Annotated in this window: 15 protein-coding genes; 1 reads left to right on the forward strand and 14 read right to left on the reverse strand. The window is 32.1% G+C overall.

Annotation, left to right across the window (positions count from 1 at the left end; translation table 11 throughout):
• Positions 1-53 precede the first annotated feature (53 nt).
• The 5 genes from paaC to ABD766_RS02755 form a co-directional block, all read right to left on the reverse strand.
• The gene (gene paaC, locus ABD766_RS02735) at positions 54-827 is read right to left on the reverse strand and encodes a 1,2-phenylacetyl-CoA epoxidase subunit PaaC (RefSeq protein ID WP_344815393.1); all 774 of its coding nucleotides are present in this window, start codon (positions 825-827) and stop codon (positions 54-56) included.
• Between the two features lie 90 nt (positions 828-917).
• Positions 918-1,199, reverse strand: a complete 282-nt coding sequence (paaB, locus tag ABD766_RS02740; RefSeq protein ID WP_298177646.1) for a 1,2-phenylacetyl-CoA epoxidase subunit PaaB — start codon at positions 1,197-1,199, stop codon at positions 918-920.
• 69 nt (positions 1,200-1,268) lie between these two features.
• Positions 1,269-2,225 (reverse strand): 1,2-phenylacetyl-CoA epoxidase subunit PaaA, encoded by a 957-nt coding sequence (gene paaA / locus ABD766_RS02745; protein ID WP_344815258.1) that lies wholly within the window; start codon positions 2,223-2,225, stop codon positions 1,269-1,271.
• 355 nt (positions 2,226-2,580) lie between these two features.
• Positions 2,581-3,654 carry a 1,2-phenylacetyl-CoA epoxidase subunit PaaE gene (gene paaE, locus ABD766_RS02750; RefSeq protein WP_344815259.1) on the reverse strand — a complete coding sequence of 358 codons (1,074 nt, stop codon included), beginning with the start codon at positions 3,652-3,654 and terminating at the stop codon, positions 2,581-2,583.
• 169 nt (positions 3,655-3,823) lie between these two features.
• A complete protein-coding gene (locus tag ABD766_RS02755) occupies positions 3,824-4,393 on the reverse strand; it encodes a TetR/AcrR family transcriptional regulator (protein WP_344815260.1) in 570 nt (189 codons plus the stop codon).
• A 118-nt stretch (positions 4,394-4,511) separates the two neighbouring features.
• On the opposite strand from ABD766_RS02755, the gene ABD766_RS02760 reads away from it, so the two are divergent.
• Positions 4,512-4,820: a rhodanese-like domain-containing protein gene (locus tag ABD766_RS02760; protein WP_344815261.1), complete on the forward strand. Its 309-nt coding sequence runs from the start codon at positions 4,512-4,514 to the stop codon at positions 4,818-4,820.
• 129 nt (positions 4,821-4,949) lie between these two features.
• On the opposite strand, the gene ABD766_RS02765 is transcribed toward ABD766_RS02760, so the two are convergent.
• From ABD766_RS02765 to ABD766_RS02805, 9 genes are all read right to left on the reverse strand, one after another.
• A complete protein-coding gene (locus ABD766_RS02765; RefSeq protein ID WP_344815262.1) occupies positions 4,950-8,060 on the reverse strand; it encodes an Ig-like domain-containing protein in 3,111 nt (1,036 codons plus the stop codon).
• 70 nt (positions 8,061-8,130) lie between these two features.
• Complete coding sequence (locus tag ABD766_RS02770) at positions 8,131-9,582, reverse strand: SUMF1/EgtB/PvdO family nonheme iron enzyme (RefSeq protein ID WP_344815263.1); 1,452 nt, start codon at positions 9,580-9,582, stop codon at positions 8,131-8,133.
• Between the two features lie 107 nt (positions 9,583-9,689).
• Positions 9,690-9,815, reverse strand: coding sequence for a helix-turn-helix transcriptional regulator (locus ABD766_RS02775; protein ID WP_344815394.1), 126 nt, complete (start codon positions 9,813-9,815; stop codon positions 9,690-9,692).
• A 45-nt stretch (positions 9,816-9,860) separates the two neighbouring features.
• Complete coding sequence (locus tag ABD766_RS02780) at positions 9,861-12,260, reverse strand: ELWxxDGT repeat protein (RefSeq protein WP_344815264.1); 2,400 nt, start codon at positions 12,258-12,260, stop codon at positions 9,861-9,863.
• A 104-nt stretch (positions 12,261-12,364) separates the two neighbouring features.
• Positions 12,365-13,015, reverse strand: a complete 651-nt coding sequence (locus ABD766_RS02785) for a response regulator transcription factor (protein WP_344815395.1) — start codon at positions 13,013-13,015, stop codon at positions 12,365-12,367.
• 1 nt (position 13,016) lies between these two features.
• Entirely contained in the window at positions 13,017-14,954 is a 1,938-nt protein-coding gene (locus tag ABD766_RS02790; protein WP_344815265.1) for a tetratricopeptide repeat-containing sensor histidine kinase, read from the reverse strand.
• Positions 14,951-16,891, reverse strand: coding sequence for a tetratricopeptide repeat-containing sensor histidine kinase (locus ABD766_RS02795; protein WP_344815266.1), 1,941 nt, complete (start codon positions 16,889-16,891; stop codon positions 14,951-14,953). Before ABD766_RS02795 ends, ABD766_RS02790 begins: the two co-directional genes overlap by 4 nt.
• A gap of 416 nt (positions 16,892-17,307) precedes the next feature.
• On the reverse strand, positions 17,308-17,952 hold the full coding sequence (locus ABD766_RS02800) for a DUF4230 domain-containing protein (protein WP_425556552.1): 645 nt from the start codon (positions 17,950-17,952) through the stop codon (positions 17,308-17,310).
• Between the two features lie 73 nt (positions 17,953-18,025).
• Positions 18,026-19,450 (reverse strand): hypothetical protein, encoded by a 1,425-nt coding sequence (locus ABD766_RS02805; RefSeq protein ID WP_344815268.1) that lies wholly within the window; start codon positions 19,448-19,450, stop codon positions 18,026-18,028.
• Between the last annotated feature and the right edge of the window lie 48 nt (positions 19,451-19,498).

Genomic DNA, 19,498 nt, shown 5'->3' on the forward strand with positions numbered 1-19,498 from the left:
TTGATTTTAGAAGTTCTTAAATCAAAAATCAACATTCAACAATCGTTAATCATTTACCAATTCATATTTGGATAAGCTAATTGCATGTATTGCATTTGTGCTAAAAGATATCCCATATGTTCGCTGTGAATTCCTTGTTTTCCTCCTTTTTGGAAGTATTCTATTGTTGGAATTTGCAATGTTGCTTCTTCTAAAATTTCGTTTACTTTTTTAAAATAATTTGATTTCAAAAGTGTTACATCTACTCCTATTCCGTCCGCAACCATTGCTTTATCTGCGTCGGTTTGGTGGAATAATTCGTCAGTAAAAATCCATAAATCGTTGATTGCTATTTGGATTTTGTTATGACTTTCTTCGGTTCCGTCGCCTAATCTTCTGATCCAATCGGAAGAAAATCTTGTGTGATAGGAAACTTCTTTGATACTTTTTTTAGCAATAGCCGATAATGTTTCGTCTTTGCTGTTTTGCAATTCTTCTAATACTAATAAATGATAGACATCAAATAGAAACTGTCTTGCAATAGAATAAGCAAAATCTTGATTAGGTTGTTCGACCAACAAAACGTTTTTATATTCTCTTTCTTTTCTTAAGAAAGCGATTGTATCTTCTGTGGCATCGCCTCCGATTAATTTGGCCGCATATTGAAAATAACTACGTACTTGACCGAATAAATCTAAAGAAATATTGGTCATTGCAATATCTGTTTCTAGACTTGGTCCGTGACCGCAAAGTTCACCGAGACGTTGTCCTAGAATTAGAGAATTATCTGCAATTCCGTATATGTATTGAATTAAATTGTTGTTCATTTTTTTGTTTTTGACACGAATTGCACGAATTAGTATGAATTCATTGTGTTAAATAAATTTCACGAATTTAAATTACTTTTAAACCTATTTAGATTTAATTGAAAACAAATTCTACATGTGTTTTAATTCATCAGGCAATTCATAGAATGTTGGATGACGGTACGCTTTGTCTTTTGCTGGATCGAAAAGTTCGGCGCTGTCGTCTGGATTTGAAGCTGTGATTTGCGCTGATGGAACAACCCAAATACTTACACCTTCCATACGTCGTGTGTAAACATCGCGTGCGTTTTCTAATGCCATAGTTGCATCGCTTGCGTGTAAACTTCCGCAATGGCGGTGTTCTAATCCGTTTTTACTTCTTATAAATACTTCCCAAAGTGGCCAATTCTTCATACTCTTATAGTTTTCAGTCGCAGTCGCAGTTGGCAGTCTGAAGACTGAAAACTGTGACTGTGAACTATTTTATATTGCTTGTTTTACTTCTTTGTTTGCTTGTTTTTCGGCGTATGCCATTGCGGCGTCGCGAACCCATTTTCCTTTTTCCCAAGCGTTAACTCTTGCTGAGATACGTTCTTTATTACATGGTCCGTGGCCTTTTACAACTTGCCAAAATTCGTCCCAATTCATTTCTCCAAAATCATAGGATTGTTTTTCTTCGTTCCATTTTAAATCTGGATCTGGAATGGTTAAACCAATCATTTTAGCTTGAGGAACGGTTTGGTCTACAAATTGTTGACGCAAATCGTCGTTGCTTTTACGTTTTAGTTTCCATTTCATTGATTGTTCGGTATGAACTGATTCAGCATCTAATGGTCCGAGCATCATTAATGCTGGCCACCACCAACGGTTTAATGCATCTTGCGCCATTTCTTTTTGCTCTGGAGTTCCTTCTGCTAAGGTCATCATAATTTGAAAACCTTGACGTTGGTGGAAACTTTCTTCTTTACAAACACGAACCATTGCTCTTGCGTATGGTCCGAAAGAAGTTGAACATAAAGGCACTTGATTGATAATAGCAGCACCATCAACTAGCCAACCAATGGCACCCATATCGGCCCAAGTTAGCGTTGGATAATTGAAAATACTGGAATATTTTGCTTTTCCAGAATGTAATTGTTCGTATAATTCTTCGCGTGATACGCCTAAAGTTTCACAAGCAGAATATAGGTATAATCCGTGTCCGGCTTCGTCTTGAATTTTTGCTAAAAGTGCTACTTTTCGTTTTAACGATGGTGCACGTGTTATCCAATTTCCTTCTGGTAGCATTCCTACGATTTCGGAATGTGCGTGTTGAGAAATTTGACGAATGTGTGTTTGACGGTATTTTTCGGGCATCCAATCTTTGGGCTCGATTTTTTCGTCACGATCTATTCTTGCGTCGAAAATTGCTTCTAAATTTTTTACTTCTTTTTCTGACATACTTTTTTGAATTAGTGTTCAGTGTTCAGTCGCCGTAATACTTTACTTTGCAGTAACTTTGAACGATTATTGTTTTATTTTTTTGCCACGGATTTAACGGATTATACAGATTTACACTGATTATTATTTACCGCAAATTCGCAAATTATATTTTTTCTTTTTGAACCATTAAGCTATTAAGGTTCATTAAGATTTTGTTGTTTTTTATTTCTAAATTTTATTCAATTCGTTTGCTTTCTAGCCCTGATTGGAGCAAGTATCCTTTTTTGCAAAAAAAGATACTGCGGAAAGCAGGAAAATGGATTGCAAAAATGCCCGAGCCATTCGCTCCTGACTTCGACAAGCTCAGCCTACATTACACGCCAAAATCGACTACTACTTTGTCGGTTGTTGGAACGGCTTGACAGCTCAAAACCAATCCTTTGGCGACTTCGTGTGCGTCTAGTGCGTAATTGACTTTCATTTCTACTTCTCCTTCTAAAACTTTGCATTTGCAGGTGCTGCATACACCGCCTTTGCAGGCAAATGGTAAATCGGCTCCAGCGGCTAATGCTCCATCGAGAATGTTGTCGTAGGCTTCGTCCATCACGAAATGGAATTCTTTTCCGCCGTCGATGATGGTGATGTCGGTTCCGTTTACTTTATTTTCTACTATTCTTTGAATTCGTTTTTTGTCTTCTTCGGAAATTCCGGAAGTGAACAACTCGTAATGTATTTTATCGCTATCTAATCCGGCAGCTTTTAATTCGTCGCGTAAGAGGAAAATCATATCTTCTGGTCCGCAGATGAAACAATCGTCGGTTGCTGGAATGTCGATTATTTTTTCGGTTAAAACCTGGATTTTTTCTTTTGTGAATCTTCCATTAAACAATTCGGATGCTCGATGTTCTTTGGTTAGGAAATGAAAAATTTCGAAACGATTGAAATACAAGTTTTTAAGCTGTTCAATTTCTTCTTTAAAGATAATGGATTTTACGGAACGATTTAAATAAAATAATTTAAAAGTGCTGTTTGGCTCTGATTTTAAATGTGTTTTTATTATTGACAGAATTGGCGTGATGCCGCTTCCTGCTGCAAATGCTATGTAATTTTTGGCTTTTTGTGTATCGATTTCTACATTAAACTTTCCGCTTGGTGGCATTATTTCTAGGATATCACCACTTTTTAACGTTTCGTTTACGTAGGTTGAGAACAATCCTCCATTGATTTTTTTAACGGCTACTTTCCATTTATCTTCGATTGGAGACGAACATAATGAATAATAACGACGCACATCTTCACCGTCAATCATCGCTTTTAGCGTAAGATGTTGCCCTGGCTTGTATTGAAATTCTTGCTTTAATTCTTCTGGAATCTCAAAAGAAAGCACGGAACAATCTTTGGTTTCCTTGTAAATATCGGCAATTTTTATGCTGTGAAATTTTGACATAACCACTGAATAATTTTTAACTAACACTTGTTAGTTTGTTATGCAAATTTAGTGAAAATTTTAATATGTTACGAAAACGTTGTAATTTTTATTTAATCGTTAACAATTGTTTTAACGTAAGCTTTTTTGATACAAAGATTGAAAATTTGAAAATTAAAATTGTAACAAACTAAATAATCCCATTTAGCAATACCTTTTTCATGTTGTTTTTTAAGACTTTTTCGTTTAGGCTTTTGGTTTTATCATACCAAATGTAAAGTGTTCTTAAGGTTGACAATGTAGAAAAGATGATAACTTCGATGTTTAGATTTACGATTTCATTATTTAAAATTCCTCTTTTTACAATGTTTCGGAAGTTTTGTTCGTAGTCATTCCGCATTTTAATGAAATATTTTAAATCGTTATCTTCTAGATGCATCCAATCGTTGTTTAGGCAAGCTAATGCATCAGGATTTCTGAGTGTAATATCAATATGTAAATCTATTACTCGTTCGATTTTTTGTGTGGAAGTGATTTCAGAATCTACTATTTCGTTCATTACGTTGGTAAATTCTTCGGCAATTTCGATAATGATTAAGACTAGAATTTCTTGCTTGGACTTGATGTGATTATACAAACTTGCGGCTTTGATGTCCATAGCTTGAGCGATGTCACGCATGGTTACTGCACTATAACCTTTTTCTTTAAAAAGTTTTGCGGATACGTTTACGATTTCGGTTTTGCGGTCGGTAATCTTCATACGAATCAAATATAAAGATTTTTTTGACTTGGGTAACTTTTGTTACAACTTTATAGGATGTATACCATTAATTTTGCTTTAGAAATCTGAAATAGAAAACAAATTAAAAATATAAAACATGGGATTATTAAGTATGTTAGGTTTAGGTGGAAAATCGGAAAGTGTAAAAGAATATATGGACAAAGGTGCTGTTATTATTGACGTAAGAACTGTTGGTGAGTTTAGAGAAGGCCATATTAAGAACTCTAAGAATATTCCGTTAGACAACATTTTTTCTAAAGTTAATGAAATTAAAAGATTAGAAAAACCTGTTATTGTATGTTGTAGAAGCGGAATGAGAAGTGCGCAAGCTGCATCAATTTTGAAAAACAATGGTATTGATGTGATGAATGGTGGTGGATGGCAAAGTTTGGAAAATAAATTATAGTTTATTGATTAAATAGTTATTGGTTTTTGTAAAGACGGCTCTAAGTTATTGGAGTCGTTTTTTTATATAAAAAAACCATCCCGAATTAACGAGATGGTTTCAAAAAAACTAAACTATAAAAACTACTTACTACTTTTTAATTACTTTAAAGATTTTAACCTTATCATCAACTAAAACTCTAACAATATAAGAACCCGAAGAATATCTTGACATATCTATTGTTGTTTCATTATCGTTTACCGATTTTGAAAAGACAATCTGACCAAGTATATTCACAACTTCTAAATTTGTCATCATTTCTGTTGAAGAAATAGTTACAAAATCAACAACTGGATTTGGATACAATTTGATAACATTTGCTACAAATTCCTCAGTTCCTAAACATCCACCTAACGTCATTGTCACTGCCAATCTTGTTGGACTTTCGCATCCTGTAACTGTTTGTGAACCATAATAAGTCGTTCCTGATACTAATGCAGTTCCTGATGGAATTACATTTCCGCCTGTTGGTGCATCATACCAAATTATGTTTGAACCTGTGACAGATATTAACCCAACTGTTTCTCCTGCGCAAAACGTTTGATTTGCAAATCCTGTTGGTGCAGCTGTTGGAATTATTGAAGCAGTAACAGCAATTCTTGAAGAAGTACAAGAACCGTTTGTTGCTTCAACATAATAAGTTGTAGAAACTGAAATACTAGGTGTTGTAAAACTAGTTCCAGTACCTAATAAAGTTCCTCCAGATGGTGCATCATACCAGCTTAGAGTTCCAATATTTGAAGTTGCATTTAGTGTTAAACTACCTGCATCACATCTACTCGCTGGAGTTGTTGAAGTGATTGTTGCTACTACAAATACAGTTGCATTAACAGCAGTTCTAGCTGAATTACAACCTCCATTAACCACCTCAACATAATAAATTGTTGTTGTTCCTAAAACAGGAGTTGTAAAAGTTCCACCTGTGGCAACTAAAGTTCCACCTGTTGGAGCGTTGTACCAATTAATAGTTCCGATACTTGCTGTTGCTTGTAATGTTACACTTCCATCACCACATCTACTAGCTGGAGTTGTTGAAGTTATAACTGGAATTTCATTTATCGTTGCTGTTATTGCAGTTCTAGATGCTGAAATACAAGTCCCATTGGCTGCTTCAACATAATAAGATGTTGTAGAAGACAAACTTGGTGTTGAAAAACTTGTTCCTGTTGCAACTAAATTTCCTCCAACTGGAGCATCATACCAATTTACGGTACCAGATGAGAAAGTTGCCGATAAAGTAACCGAACCATTTCCGCAACGTGAAGCTGGTATTGCTGATGTATTTGTTGGTCTATTGGTTACTGTAACTTCAACTGGAGTTCTTACTGATGAACAACTTCCATCAGTTGCTTGAGCATAAAAAGTTGTTGTTGCACTCAAACTTGAAAGTGAATAATTACTTCCTGTTGCAAGCAAAATTCCACCAGTTGGTAAATTATACCAGTTAATTGTTCCTGAACTAGCCGTTGCAGAAATAGTAAATGAATCGTTACTACAAATGCTCGCTGGAGTTGTTGAAGTAATAGTTGGGCTAACATTTACTGTTGCCACAACTGATGATCTTGTAGATATACAAGAACCATTTACTGCCTCTACATAATAAATTGTAGTTGTTGAAATACTTGGAGTTACAAAACTTGTTCCTGTTCCTAAAAGTGTTCCACCTGTTGGTAAGTCATACCAATTTAACGTTCCAGCATTTGCGGATGCAAAAAGTGTAACACTACCTGAATCGCATCTACTTCCCGGTGTTGTAGATGTTATACTCGGAGTAACGTTAATTGTTGCAGTTACTGGTATTCTTGATGTAGTACAAGTTGCCAAAGCTGCTTCAACATAATAAGTTGTAGTTGATGATATACTAGGCGTTGTATAACTTGTTCCTGTTCCTAATGATGTGCCACCTGTTGGTGCTGCATACCAATTTAACGTTCCACTAGAAGCTGTTGCTTGTAATGTTACCGTTCCAGCATCACATCTACTCGCTGGAGTTGTTGATGTTATTGTTGGTGTAGTATTTACCGTTACAACTACTGCTGTTCTTGGTGAAGTACAACCATTTAAAGTTGTTTCAACATAATAAGTTGTTGTTACAGTCACATTTGGAGAAAAACTAGTTCCTGAAGCAAGTAAAGTTCCTGCTGTTGGAGCATCATACCACCAAATTGTTCCTGCACTTGCTGTTGCAGAAATTGTAACAGAACCTGAACCACAACGTGTTGCCGGTGTTGTTGATGTTATTGTTGGCGTAGTATTTACTGTTGCCACAACTGCGCTTCTTGACGAAGAACAAACTCCATTTAATGATTCAACATAATAAGTTGTAGTTGAAGATAAACTAGGAGTTGTAAAACTTGTTCCAGTTCCAACTAAAGTTCCTCCAGTTGCTGCATTGTACCAATTTAAAGTCCCAACATTTGTTGAAGCTTGCAAAGTAACTGTTCCTGAATCACATCTACTCGCTGGAGTTGTTGAAGTAATAACTGGATAAGCATAAACTATTATTTGGTCTGTTGCAACTACAGTATTTGTTCCGTTGTAATTTGCTGCCATTAAAGTTACATCATAAACACCTGGCGTATTATAAGTAATTACAGGGTTTTGATCTGTTGACGTAGCTGGAGTTCCTCCTTCAAATGTCCATGTCCAAGCCGATGGAATATTGGTTGAAGTATCTGTAAATGTCACTGTTTGACCTACACAAATTTGGGTAACTGAAGCTGTAAAACTTGCTACTGGTGGTTCTGTTGGGCAAATTGGAGCCGTTTTATCTAATGTAAAACCATCTCCGTCACCACCAAAGTAAGCATAAAACTGAGGTGGAAATGCACAAACATTTGCCTCAAAAGTTTCTACTCCTGCACCATCATTATTTCCTCCCATATATGCAAAGAAGGAAGGCGGAATACCACAGACAGTAGCACTTAGCTCTTCTGTAGCTGCACCATCAGCATTTCCTCCCATATAGGCAAACTGAAACGGTGCTGTTCCACAGGTTGTTGTACTTAACTCTTCGACACTCGAACCATCATTGTTTCCTCCAAAATAAGCATAAAAATGCGCTGGAATAGAACAACTAGTGTTACTTAACTCATTTGCAGTAGAACCATGAGAGTTTCCTCCATTGTATTGAGCAAAAGCGTTAAATTGTGTCAAAATAAATGTTAAGCAAACAACTAAATATATTTTTGTTGTTTTCATCTAATTTGATTTTAAAATTATTATACTTCTTTTGTTATAGGCTTATTAACCTATACATCAAATTAGATTACTATCTTACACCTCTTCCACCATAAGTGTATTGTCTTGTTGCATCAGTTGAACCAGCAACTGTTCTATCTGATGTTCTAGCATAAGAAGCAGGACTTACATATTCTCCACCTCTTTGACCAACTCCTGTTGCAGTTGAAATTGATGGCCAAGTAGCTTGGTTTGCATTTCCTATTGCTGTTAAAGTTCCGTCACCTAAAGTTCCATTAAAGGCAACTCCTGATGCATTTGCTACAGTAATTGTTCTTTCAACAACATTTCCACCCATTTCCATAGCTCCATAATAAGAAGCTCCTGCTGATGATCTACCTGAAGTTGATGTTGCGAAAACACCTACTTTTAATGGACCATAACCTGGATTTGCACTTCCTAAAGCTACTGCACATCTACCATTAACAACAGCGTTCGCTGCTTCAGTTGGCTGTAATGGATTTACAACTGTAGTACTATAAAATGCATTAATTGTAGTATCACCCCAAGGATATTCTCCTGCAACTCTTGGCATTGTTCCACGACATACTTTTTCAAATTCTAATTCAGTCATTGGTCTTAAAGCTGCCCAATCTAAATAAGCTGCTAAATCTGCCCACGATAAATTATTCATAGCCCCACTTTGTCCGTCATTCACATTGTTGAAAACTCCATTAGTTGCATCGCAGCCAAAAACAGCAGGTATAGCCGCATTATTTCCAGGTGTTTCAATAACAATACCATTTCTATAATAATTTGCCCCAAAAGTCACATAAGTTCCTGAAGCAGATGTTGGATCAGTAGTTATTCTTGTTTGTTGCTGTGCAAAAGTTAATGAGTTTAAAAATTCAACATATTGTAATTGAGAAATTTCGTATTTCATACAGTAAAATGAATTGTATCCCATTGGAAAAGTTGCTGGAACTGTTGGTCCACCACCGCCAATTGCAGCTGATGTTATTCCACCTGATTGAGACGTTGCTGTTACATTTATGCTATTGAAAGTTGAAGCACTTGTAGCATCACCAATTTCAAAATTTCCTTGAGGAACATTTACCATTTCAATTCCGAAAACTTTGAAATTATATGGTCCAGCACCCAAACCTGTCATTCTCAATGTAATTGATGTTGCCGAAATATTTCCGCCACCAAGAGCACTTCTTCTGATAAAAACACCTCTACCATCTGCAACTGGGTCTACTTGTAATGGAGAAGCAGCAGAATGATCTCCGGCTACTGTACTTAGACTAGTATGTGCCCATAAACGTGTGTTACAATCTTGATACTTTACAAATACCCAAACGGCATCCCAATTAGCAGGAGCTACATTGGCATTCCAACTGTTTTCCCAAGAAATATTGAAAGTAATATCGTTTCCAGAAACAGATGTTCCTGTAATTTCTACATTATTTGCATTTGTATTAATTGCAAATAATAAAAATAGTGCCGAAGCAATTTTTGAAAAATAATTTTTTGATTTCATCGTATTGATTGTTAAAAGTTATAGGACAAACTTACCTAACAACAAAACATAAAAAAATACGCTAAAATGCGTATTTTTATGAATTCAATATTCTGAATATCAGAAATCTATATTATTTTATTAGTTTTTGCTTTTTGAATAGCTTCTAATTTATTATGAACCTTAAGTTTGGTATATATATTCTCCACATGCTTGCGAATGGTTCCAACAGACAGAAATAAATTATCTACAATTGCATTATATTTTAATCATTATCAAATAAAACGCTGTTCTTATTCTTATTGAATTATGATTTTTTTCGTACTAACTTCATTCACTTTTTGAATTTGAAGTAGATAAACCCCTTTATCAAGATTAGCATTTTGATTTACCTCATCAATAGAAAACTCTTTGATAGCCTGACCTAACAAATTATAGATTATGGCTTTACTTCCAATAAAACTATCTGGAACTTGAATGATGAAATTACCATTTGATGGATTTGGATAAACTATAAAATCATTCGCATTTTCAAATTGCTTGCTCGATAATAATTCTTCATTTACTACAATGAAAGGTGAAAAACTTGAAACATTGTAAGTTTGCAATGTATAGGGCCCACTACCTGAAAAAGTGCTTGTTAGCATGTCCCAACCAGAACCATTGTAGTGACCAATTTTTGCAGTATTTCTATTAAAATTTGGTAATTCTTGAGATGCATTCCATCTAAAAGTTAAAGCCACATTACTTCCTCCTGGTGTTGTTTCACTAATATGCCAAGTAGTATTTACCGCTTTTTCAGTTATTGCTGTTCCTTGCGTTTCGCCAGTGTAATTTGAGGCAACTCCATTTTCTACACGTACACTAAACGTATCTGAAGTGCCATTATTTAAAATTCCTGTTTCATGAAATGAAGTTCCTGTTCCAATTGGTAACAAAACAGTTCCTCTGGAAGCATTCATTTTTTCAATAGTAACTTTACCAGTTCCATTAGTAACAACATGACTTGTGATTGAACCCACTAAAGATGAATTAGCTCCTTTTAAATTCAAATTATTTGTATTCAGAGTTATTTTAGCATTGTTGTTTATTAATGCATAGCCATACAAATCTAAATTTCCTGTTATTAAATTCACATTTCCATTTATCATTGCATTTTTAGCATAGGCATTAGAACTCACATTTACATTTTGACCTACTGGAATTGTTACTTCATCTGTTATTCCTGGCTTCAACATGCTATTCCAATTGTTTTTGTTATTCCAATCGTTACTAACACTTCCATTAAAAGTAAAATCTCCTGTATATTGGTATAAATAGTGTGAATTATTATTGTTTCCTTTTCCAAAAAAATATAATTTATCATTTAACTCAAAGAAAGCATTTGGATTACTACTAAAAGGCGTTCCAGATATAACTGCTGGTTCTAAATCCAATGCTAATTCTGTATTTACTGTTAATCCATCACTTCTCCAAACTTCGGCATTTGCAGGCGTTCCAATATTTGCCGATCTAAACCATAAAGCTCCTTTATAGGTAGTTAAATTTTGTGCATAACTCAGATTAGAAAAAACTTGAGAACTTCCTTCAACAGTTCCATTAGATTTATACAATTGTTGATTTGCATTACTACCTGTAAAATTTACAAACCATATATTTTCTGCATCTGTTGTTGAGTAACCCGTATCGCTAATTCCGTTAGTAACATTTGGAATAACTTCTATTGTTCCAGCAATTGTTCCATCTGTTCTCCACAGCCCATTAGTTGTTCCGTTATTCGCAATGAAATAGCAATATTGACCCGCTATTTTTAAATGTAATCCCATTGCTTGAGTAGTCAATGAATTCCCAGATAGATTTATATTTTTCAACATAAAAGTACCCACTGCTGTTCCATCACTAACATATGGTTCGTAACCATCAACGGTATTATGAGCAAAGAAAATCACTTTATCGCCCAACTTTGCCATATCTTGATTTACAATATAGAAAGGTTCTGCTACCGGAATTTGTTCTGTACCGGCTGTAGTACCATTTGTTTTCCACAATTTACTTTCAAGACCAACGCTTTGTGCAATAAACAATGTAGTGCTTGGTATTTTACAGAACCCAGATGATTGGCTGCTCCCAGTTCCTACTTTAATATCTTTTAGCATTATAGTTCCTGCTGTAGTACCATCTGTTTTCCATAGCTCTTTCCCATTAATACTATCATAAGCTGAAAAGTAAAGTGTGTTTCCATCAACCGAATAATTTTTATTGTGTGCAGAAACACTATAATATACACCAACATTTGAAAAACCTGAGGCTGTTTCAAAAGTGTAAACTAATGAAGTCCCTGAAATAGTTCCATTGGATTTCCATATTTTATCAGTAGATCCAATTGTTGGTGTAAATGTTACGTCACTAGTAATAATATAAACAAAATCTTGTGCTGGTATTATCGCTGATATATTAGTTGTTCCTCCTAAATTAGAAATACCTATTGTCCCTGCCGTTGTTCCATCGGTTACGCAAAGCATGTTGCTTCCTGTACCAGCGTAAAATATTTTACCATTCCATTTGGCATAATTCAAATCGGCTTTATCTGAATTACCAGTTGGCTTTAATGAAGATGTAACATCTTTTACCACAAGAGGATTTTGTGCAAATATTATTAGTCCTGATAATAATAAAAATAAAGAGTAGAATTTTTTCATTTTTTATAAATTTAATATTTCAAAATTAGATTTATAATTAAAATCAAAAAATACGTATTAATACGTATTTTTTTATAAATTTAGAAAAATGATTATCAATAATTTTATATCAGTTTATTGGTTTTTGCTTTTTGAATAGCTTCTAATTTATTATGAACCTGAAGTTTGGTATATATATTCTCCACATGTTTGCGAATAGTTCCAACAGATAGGAATAAATTATCAGCAATTGCATTATATTTTAATCCTTTGCTTAATTGTTCTAAAACCTCAACTTCTCTATTGGTTAGATTGATTTCTTCACAAGGTTCACAATTATCAAAAACCATTGGTTCTCTTAATAATTTCAAAGTTTTTAGTGCAATTGATGGCGTCATTGCTGCTCCACCATTTAGAGTTTCAATAATTGCATTGTATAAATCTTGTGGATTTACTTCTTTAAGAAAATAGCCGTCTGCACCAGCTTTTATTGATTTGAAAATATTTTCATCATTATCAAAAACGGTAAGCATTATGATTTTGATTTGCGGATACTTATTTTTTACTGCTTCTGTAGCTTCGATGCCGTTCATTTTAGGCATTTCAATATCCATTAGAATTAAATCTATGTTGTGGTTTTTTTCTAATTTTTCTAGTAAATCTTGACCGTGATTAGCTTTAAATTTTATATCAATATCATCAAAAAAAGCAAGTTTATCTTGAATTGCTTTTTGAAGAAAGGTATTATCATCAACTATAGCTATTTTTATCATAATTTTAAATTTTAGGAATGTCAAATCTTATTTTTGTTCCTCTATCGATTAAAGAATTGATTTCAAAAGTTCCATCAATCTCTTCTACTCGTTTTTTCATATTGTAAAGTCCGTTTCCGAATTCGGTATTTTCAATGTCAAATCCTTTTCCATTGTCTTGAATTTCGATTTGAATTTTATTGGAACCATTTTTAACATCAACGATTATTTCATTTGCATCGGAATACTTTACAGCATTATTTATTGCTTCTTGAATGGTTCTGTATAAATTGATTCCAATTAATGAAGAAAATTTTAAATCTTGCAAAGATTCATCAACGTTGAATTTGAAATCAACATCTTCCTTAGCAGATTTTGCTTTTTCTATGAAATTAAATATTCTAGAGCGCAAATCTTCAAATGAAAATTCGTTGCTGTTCATTGCCCATATTGTATCTCTAAGATCAATAATTGTGGACTTGGTAAAATCGCTAATCTTTGTAAGTTGATTTACGATTTTGTTGTCTGTAATTTGATTTCCATGTTTTAAATTATCTACCGATGAAATAACAAAAGTTAATTGTGCTCCAATATTATCGTGTAAATCTCTTGATATTGAAAGTCGTTGTTCTTGTAATTGATTTTGAGTTTCAATTTGAGCAATTGCAGATTTCAATTGAAATTCTTGTTCTTGTTGCTTGTTTTTAAGTTTTTGTTGTCTATAAATCAATAACCCTAAAAGGAATAAAAAAATTGAAATACCTACTAATGAGAATATTAAATTATTTTTATTTTTTACCTGAATATCTTTTTCAAGTAATTGTTTTTCTTTTTTTGCAGTTTGATATTTGGTTTCGAGTTCAATTGTTTTTTTTAGTACTTCTGAGTCATTTATTTTTTGATTTAATTTCAAATATTTTTCTTGATAAAAAGCAACACTATCTTTTTCAGACAGATAAGAGCAAACAGGAATAAAATATTGATAGGTTAGAAGAAGATTATCTAAGCCATTTTGTTTTTCAAAATATTTTTTTAATTGTAACAACAAAACTTTAGATTCTTTGAATTTTTCAGCTCTATTTAAAACTTCAACATCATTGAGTTTCATTTTAAAATCCATAAAATCAGAATTCAAATTTTCAGTACTTTTCTTGGACTCATCAAATACTTTTTTTGATTCTTCAAATTTTTTCTGAGCTACTCGAATTACACCAATATTATTTAATGCTTTTGCAAGAAATAACTTATTGCCTGTTTCATTGCAAATTTGTTTTCCCTTTTCAAACATTTTTAAGGCGTTTAATGTATCTTTCAATCCTAAGTAAATATTCCCTTTGTTTATATACATTGGACAGAGTGTAGCAGTTGCATTAATTTTTTCATAATAATTAATGGCACTTTGGCTATATACTAATGCTTTTTTATAGTCTTTTAAATCAACTAGTAATCCAGACATTGCATTTTTGATATTGTGTATAACTTTTTCATCATTTGCTCTATTTGCATACTCAAGACCAATCAAATAATTTTTCATTGATAAATCAGATTCATTTTGATTGTAGTATAAAAGTCCTATTCCTGAGTAAACTTTTGCTAATCCTAAAACATCATTTTTTGCTTTCCTTATAGCCAATACATTTTTCAAATATTTTAATGATTGATTGTAATCACCTTTTTTTAAGTAAACGGTACTTACATCTCCATATGCTTGCGCAATAATTGTTGAATCACCAAGTTTTAAAGATTGATTAATAGCTTTTTGTCCATAAACTAGTGCAGAATCTATTGATATATTCGAGTAATACCAAGTTAAATCAGAATAAATGATTGCACGTTTTTTCTCGTCAGGATTTGATTGTAAATCCTTTTTTAAATCATATATTATTTCTTGAGTATTTTGTGAATAACCAATAATTGATACTATAAAAAATACTAATGTTAAAATCTTTTTGAGTCCTTTCATATCAATATTGAGATTATTGTTCCTTTATTGACTAAGGTATTGATTTCGAATGTTCCATCAATTTCTTCTATTCGTTTTTTCATATTATTTAAACCATTTCCAAAATCGATATTTTCTATTTCGAAACCTTTTCCATTATCTTTAATTTCAATTTGAATTTTATCATGAAAACTTTTTACATCAACTATGATTTTATCACCTTTAGAATATTTAATTGCATTGTTAATTGCTTCTTGAATGGTTCTATAAATATTAATTCCAACAATTGATGATAGTTTTATTTCGGCAAGTTTCTCATCAATTTTAAATTCAAAACCAATGTCTTCTTTTGCAATTTTTGCTTTTTCTATGAAATTAAAAATTCGTGAACGCAAATCTTCAAAAGAAAATTCATCCTTGTTCATTGCCCAAATGGTATCTCGAAGTTCAATTATTGTAGCTTTTGTAAAATCACTAATCTTAGTTAATTGATTTAGAACTTTATTATCATTTATTTGATTACCGAATTTTAAATTATCTACAGACGAAATGACAAAAGTCAATTGTGCTCCAATATTATCGTGTAAATCTCTTGAGATGGAAAGTCGTTGTTCTTGCAATTGATTTTGGGTTTCAATTTCTTTAATTGCCGATTTAAGTTGAAATTCTTGTTCTTGTTGTTTATTTTTAAGTTTCTGTTGGCGGTAAATTAAATAACCAATTGTTATTAGAGCCAAAGAAATTAACATCAATATTTGAAATTGAGTATTCTTCTTTTTTATTAAAAGCTCTTTTTCTATCAACTCATTTTTGGCCAATAATAATTGCTTTTCTTTCTTTTCAGATTGGTATTTAGCTTCATAAAGATTTATTGCCTTTTTTATTTCTAATCCACTTGTAATTTTATTTAATGAATCTTTTATTTTAGATGTTGTGTATGCTTTTTCATAATTCTTTTCTCTTAATGCTATCTTAGATTCCATTTCATAATAAACAGACATGCGTTCTAAATCTTTATTCTTTTGAGTTATAACATACAATTTGCTACTATATTCTTTAGCTTTCTTCAAATCATTTTTACCTAGATAAACTTGACTTAATCCTGAATAAACATTTTCAACTATATTAGATTCTGCTTCATTTTCTTTGCAAATTTTCTCAGCATCATTCAATACAGCAAGTGCTTCATCTAATTTATTCAACTTCATTAAAGAAGTTGACATGTTATATTTTGCGATAGCGATTCCTAAGTCATCATTAATTTTTTTCTTAATTACAATCGCTTTTTCATAATTCTGAATTGCAATATGATATTTACCTTGCTTTTCATAAAGTTTTCCAAGATTGACGTAAGAAACAGAAAGACCATAATCATCATTGGCTTTTTTTCTGATATTTAAAGCTTTCTTTAAATAGAATTCGGCTTTTTTAGGTTCATCTATTTCATCATAAATCAAACCGATATTACTTAATGTATTTCCTTGATAATTTATGTTTTCTATTTTTTCAAATAACTCTAATGATTTGTTGTAATTTTTAAGTGCTTTGTAGAAATCTCCTTTATTCCAATCTAACAATCCTAAGTTATTATATGCAGAACCTTCAGTGGAAAGTAGTTTGGCTTTTTTAGAATAATGAATTGCTGTGTTATAACTAATGTAGGCACTATCCAGTTTTCCTAAAATGTCAAAATAAACACCTTTAGCATTGAATGCTTTTGCATAAGCATAGTTTAATTTTTTCTGCTTTGCAATCAAAAACATAGCTTCAAAATATTTTTTGGACGTTTTTACATCAGAGAATACTTCGCCAAAAAAAAGTTTATTATAGCAATCTACTTTTACTGTGTCATATTTTGAATTTCTGGCAAGAATCAACAAACTATCTTTTTCATTTTTGTTTTGGGCAAAACAAGTTGAAGTTATTAGAAGAAGAATTACAAAGCTTATTTTATTCATAAATTTTATTTTGCATTGATTAAAATTAACAAAAAAATTAACATATATGATAACCATATCAATATTACTATTAATTTTTTTTATTAATAATGCTAATAAACACATTTTGTAACTCGACGATTTCCTCTGAAAGGTTCTTCAATTTATTTTTGTAATTCAAATCATAATCAGAAGAGATAGCTACTTTTTCATTCAGGTAAAGTTGCTTTTTATGTAGAGAAGATATTATTTCTTCTAATTTTCGGATATTAGATAGGTGATTTTGCTCAATTTTTGAATTTTGAAAAATCAAAAACACGAGTACTACCATCAAAACAAGTATAAAGAAAGTGAGAATATAAATCATAAAAAAAGCCATTAAATCAATACAAATTTGACCTAATGGCTTTAAAAAAACAATACGTATAAATGCGTATTTATCCTTTTATTTTTTGAGTAAATTCTTTATCAGAATTAACTACTTCTCCGTTATATTGCAATTTCCAACCCATTGAATTAGTTACAACTAATATTTTTGACAATTCGCTTATCAAACGGTTTTTTGCATTCGATTTTAAAGAAGATTTTTCTATTTTTTTTGCTAAATTTTCTTTGGCGATTTTATTAATCTTATTGTAATCGTCTCCGGTAAATTCGTTAAATGTACTTTGATCTACATTGTAATATTTAATATCTGGACTGATTTTTATTTCCTCTTTTGGAATACTTGTAATAGTCAATGTTTTGTTTGGAGCATCGATGTCATATTGTACTTTACTTAAATCAAAACTTACTGTTACATCTGCATTGATAACTACAAGTGCTTTTTTGTCAAATGAAATTAAATCTCCAAGGTACTTATTTTGATCTTTATAGGTCATCACTTGAGAGAAATGTCCTTCGGTAACTACTAATTTACCTACGTTTTTAATTTGCTCTTGAATGAGATTGGTATCGTATTCTACTGAAGATGAATCTTTTTTTACAGTAACCAATTGGTAGATTAAAAAACCAATAATTGCAAAGAGAATTAGGTAAATAATCTTTCCAGAGCGAATTAATGCTTGAATCAAAGGAGTCATTACATTTTTAATATCGGTCTCGGTAGATGTTTGTCGTGCCATGAATTATATATTTGACAACGAAGATATAAAATCAATTCTTCTTTAATAGAACATCATTAGAAATTTTAACTTGATTGATTTGGTTTTTGCCTTCTACTGCTGATATGTAATATAATATTTCATTTTTTTCATCATAAAAAGGTTGTCCATCAAATTCGGCTGAGTTGATTTTGCTTCCTAAATTTATAGGTTCACTCCAGTTTTTCCAAGTATCATCTTGTCTATACGATACAAAAATATCGTGATTCCCTAGCGTGCTAAATCCATTGGAAGCAAATAATAATGTTTTTCCATCAGATAATAATTGAGGTGTAAAATCATCGTTTGCACTATTTATGATTTTACCCATATTTTGCAACATTCCATAAGTTCCGTCTTCTTTTTTATAGGCAAAATAAAGATCGACACCGCCTTGAGTAAAATCGGTTTCAACAGCTATTATCAATGTTTTACTATCATTAGTCATAGTTGCATCTGCAAAATCTCCATAACTGTTGTAAGCAGCTACTTTTATTTGTCCTTGAGATTGAGGTTTCCCATCTACCAAATTAAAAATTTCAAATCCAGTATTATTTGAACCTGGAGTATAAGTTGAACCGCCTTTTAAAACAAAACTTGAATTAACAACATCAACAAAATTATAATAATCGCCAGAATTTAATTGGGATTCAACTTGTTTATTCGTCCACGAATCTCCTTTTTTTGAATAAGAAATAATTTCTTCTTTATCTGAAATATTTATTGATGTATACAATTTATTTCCGTCTTCAGAAATACAAACCGTTGAAGGAATAACCTCTGCTAAATCAACTTTCTGAACATTAGATAAATTTTCAAAATCGGGTTTTGAATTTATATTAACTTCAATTGGAGTTTCAGAATCTGAAATTCCTATGGCATCAATTTGTTTTTGACCAGGCAATAGAGCAAAATTAAATTCTACTTTAACAGCAATTACTCCCGAAACCGAATTATCTAATATAGCATATTCAACTCCTGGATTAAAAACGTTGGGAACTTCTTGAATTTTTCTTCTTTTTCTTCCAAAATAATAAGCTCTGTCTGTATTTAAAGTAGTTCTGTATAATGGTGTTTTATAATTGGGTTTTCTTGACCAAACGTATTGAAACTTTTCGCCATCTGTAGAAACCGCAATAGCAACAACACAACCTGCATTAAGATTTTCAAATACAGCAACTTGCTTTACTGTTTGTGCTTTTTCAAAACCAACAATAACTGTTTCTCTTCCATCTAAAGCATTTTTGGGTGTCCATGCATTACCGCTGTAACCTCCTTGTGGAAATACATCTGGTTTTCCTAAAATCCTTTTGATTCCGAATTGTTTTCCACCTAAATCGGAAGAAAATTTTATCAACTTAGATGCCCATTGAACCTGTTGAGCATTAACAGAAAATAAAGTAAACAAAATAGCGGATAGATATAGATATTTTTTCATATGTTTAAATTTTATTTTTTTAGAGGTAACATATGGTATCGCCTATTT

This window comes from Flavobacterium cheonanense, assembly GCF_039539185.1.
GTDB classification, from domain to species: domain Bacteria; phylum Bacteroidota; class Bacteroidia; order Flavobacteriales; family Flavobacteriaceae; genus Flavobacterium; species Flavobacterium cheonanense.

Coding starts and splice junctions, on each gene's coding strand:
- paaB (WP_298177646.1), bottom strand. CDS start 1,199: ATGAAGAATTGGCCACTTTGGGAAGTATTTATAAGAAGTAAAAACGGA.
- paaA (WP_344815258.1), bottom strand. CDS start 2,225: ATGTCAGAAAAAGAAGTAAAAAATTTAGAAGCAATTTTCGACGCAAGA.
- paaE (WP_344815259.1), bottom strand. CDS start 3,654: ATGTCAAAATTTCACAGCATAAAAATTGCCGATATTTACAAGGAAACC.
- ABD766_RS02755 (WP_344815260.1), bottom strand. CDS start 4,393: ATGAAGATTACCGACCGCAAAACCGAAATCGTAAACGTATCCGCAAAA.
- ABD766_RS02760 (WP_344815261.1), top strand. CDS start 4,512: ATGGGATTATTAAGTATGTTAGGTTTAGGTGGAAAATCGGAAAGTGTA.
- ABD766_RS02765 (WP_344815262.1), bottom strand. CDS start 8,060: ATGAAAACAACAAAAATATATTTAGTTGTTTGCTTAACATTTATTTTG.
- ABD766_RS02770 (WP_344815263.1), bottom strand. CDS start 9,582: ATGAAATCAAAAAATTATTTTTCAAAAATTGCTTCGGCACTATTTTTA.
- ABD766_RS02780 (WP_344815264.1), bottom strand. CDS start 12,260: ATGAAAAAATTCTACTCTTTATTTTTATTATTATCAGGACTAATAATA.
- ABD766_RS02790 (WP_344815265.1), bottom strand. CDS start 14,954: ATGAAAGGACTCAAAAAGATTTTAACATTAGTATTTTTTATAGTATCA.
- ABD766_RS02795 (WP_344815266.1), bottom strand. CDS start 16,891: ATGAATAAAATAAGCTTTGTAATTCTTCTTCTAATAACTTCAACTTGT.
- ABD766_RS02800 (WP_425556552.1), bottom strand. CDS start 17,952: ATGACTCCTTTGATTCAAGCATTAATTCGCTCTGGAAAGATTATTTAC.
- ABD766_RS02805 (WP_344815268.1), bottom strand. CDS start 19,450: ATGAAAAAATATCTATATCTATCCGCTATTTTGTTTACTTTATTTTCT.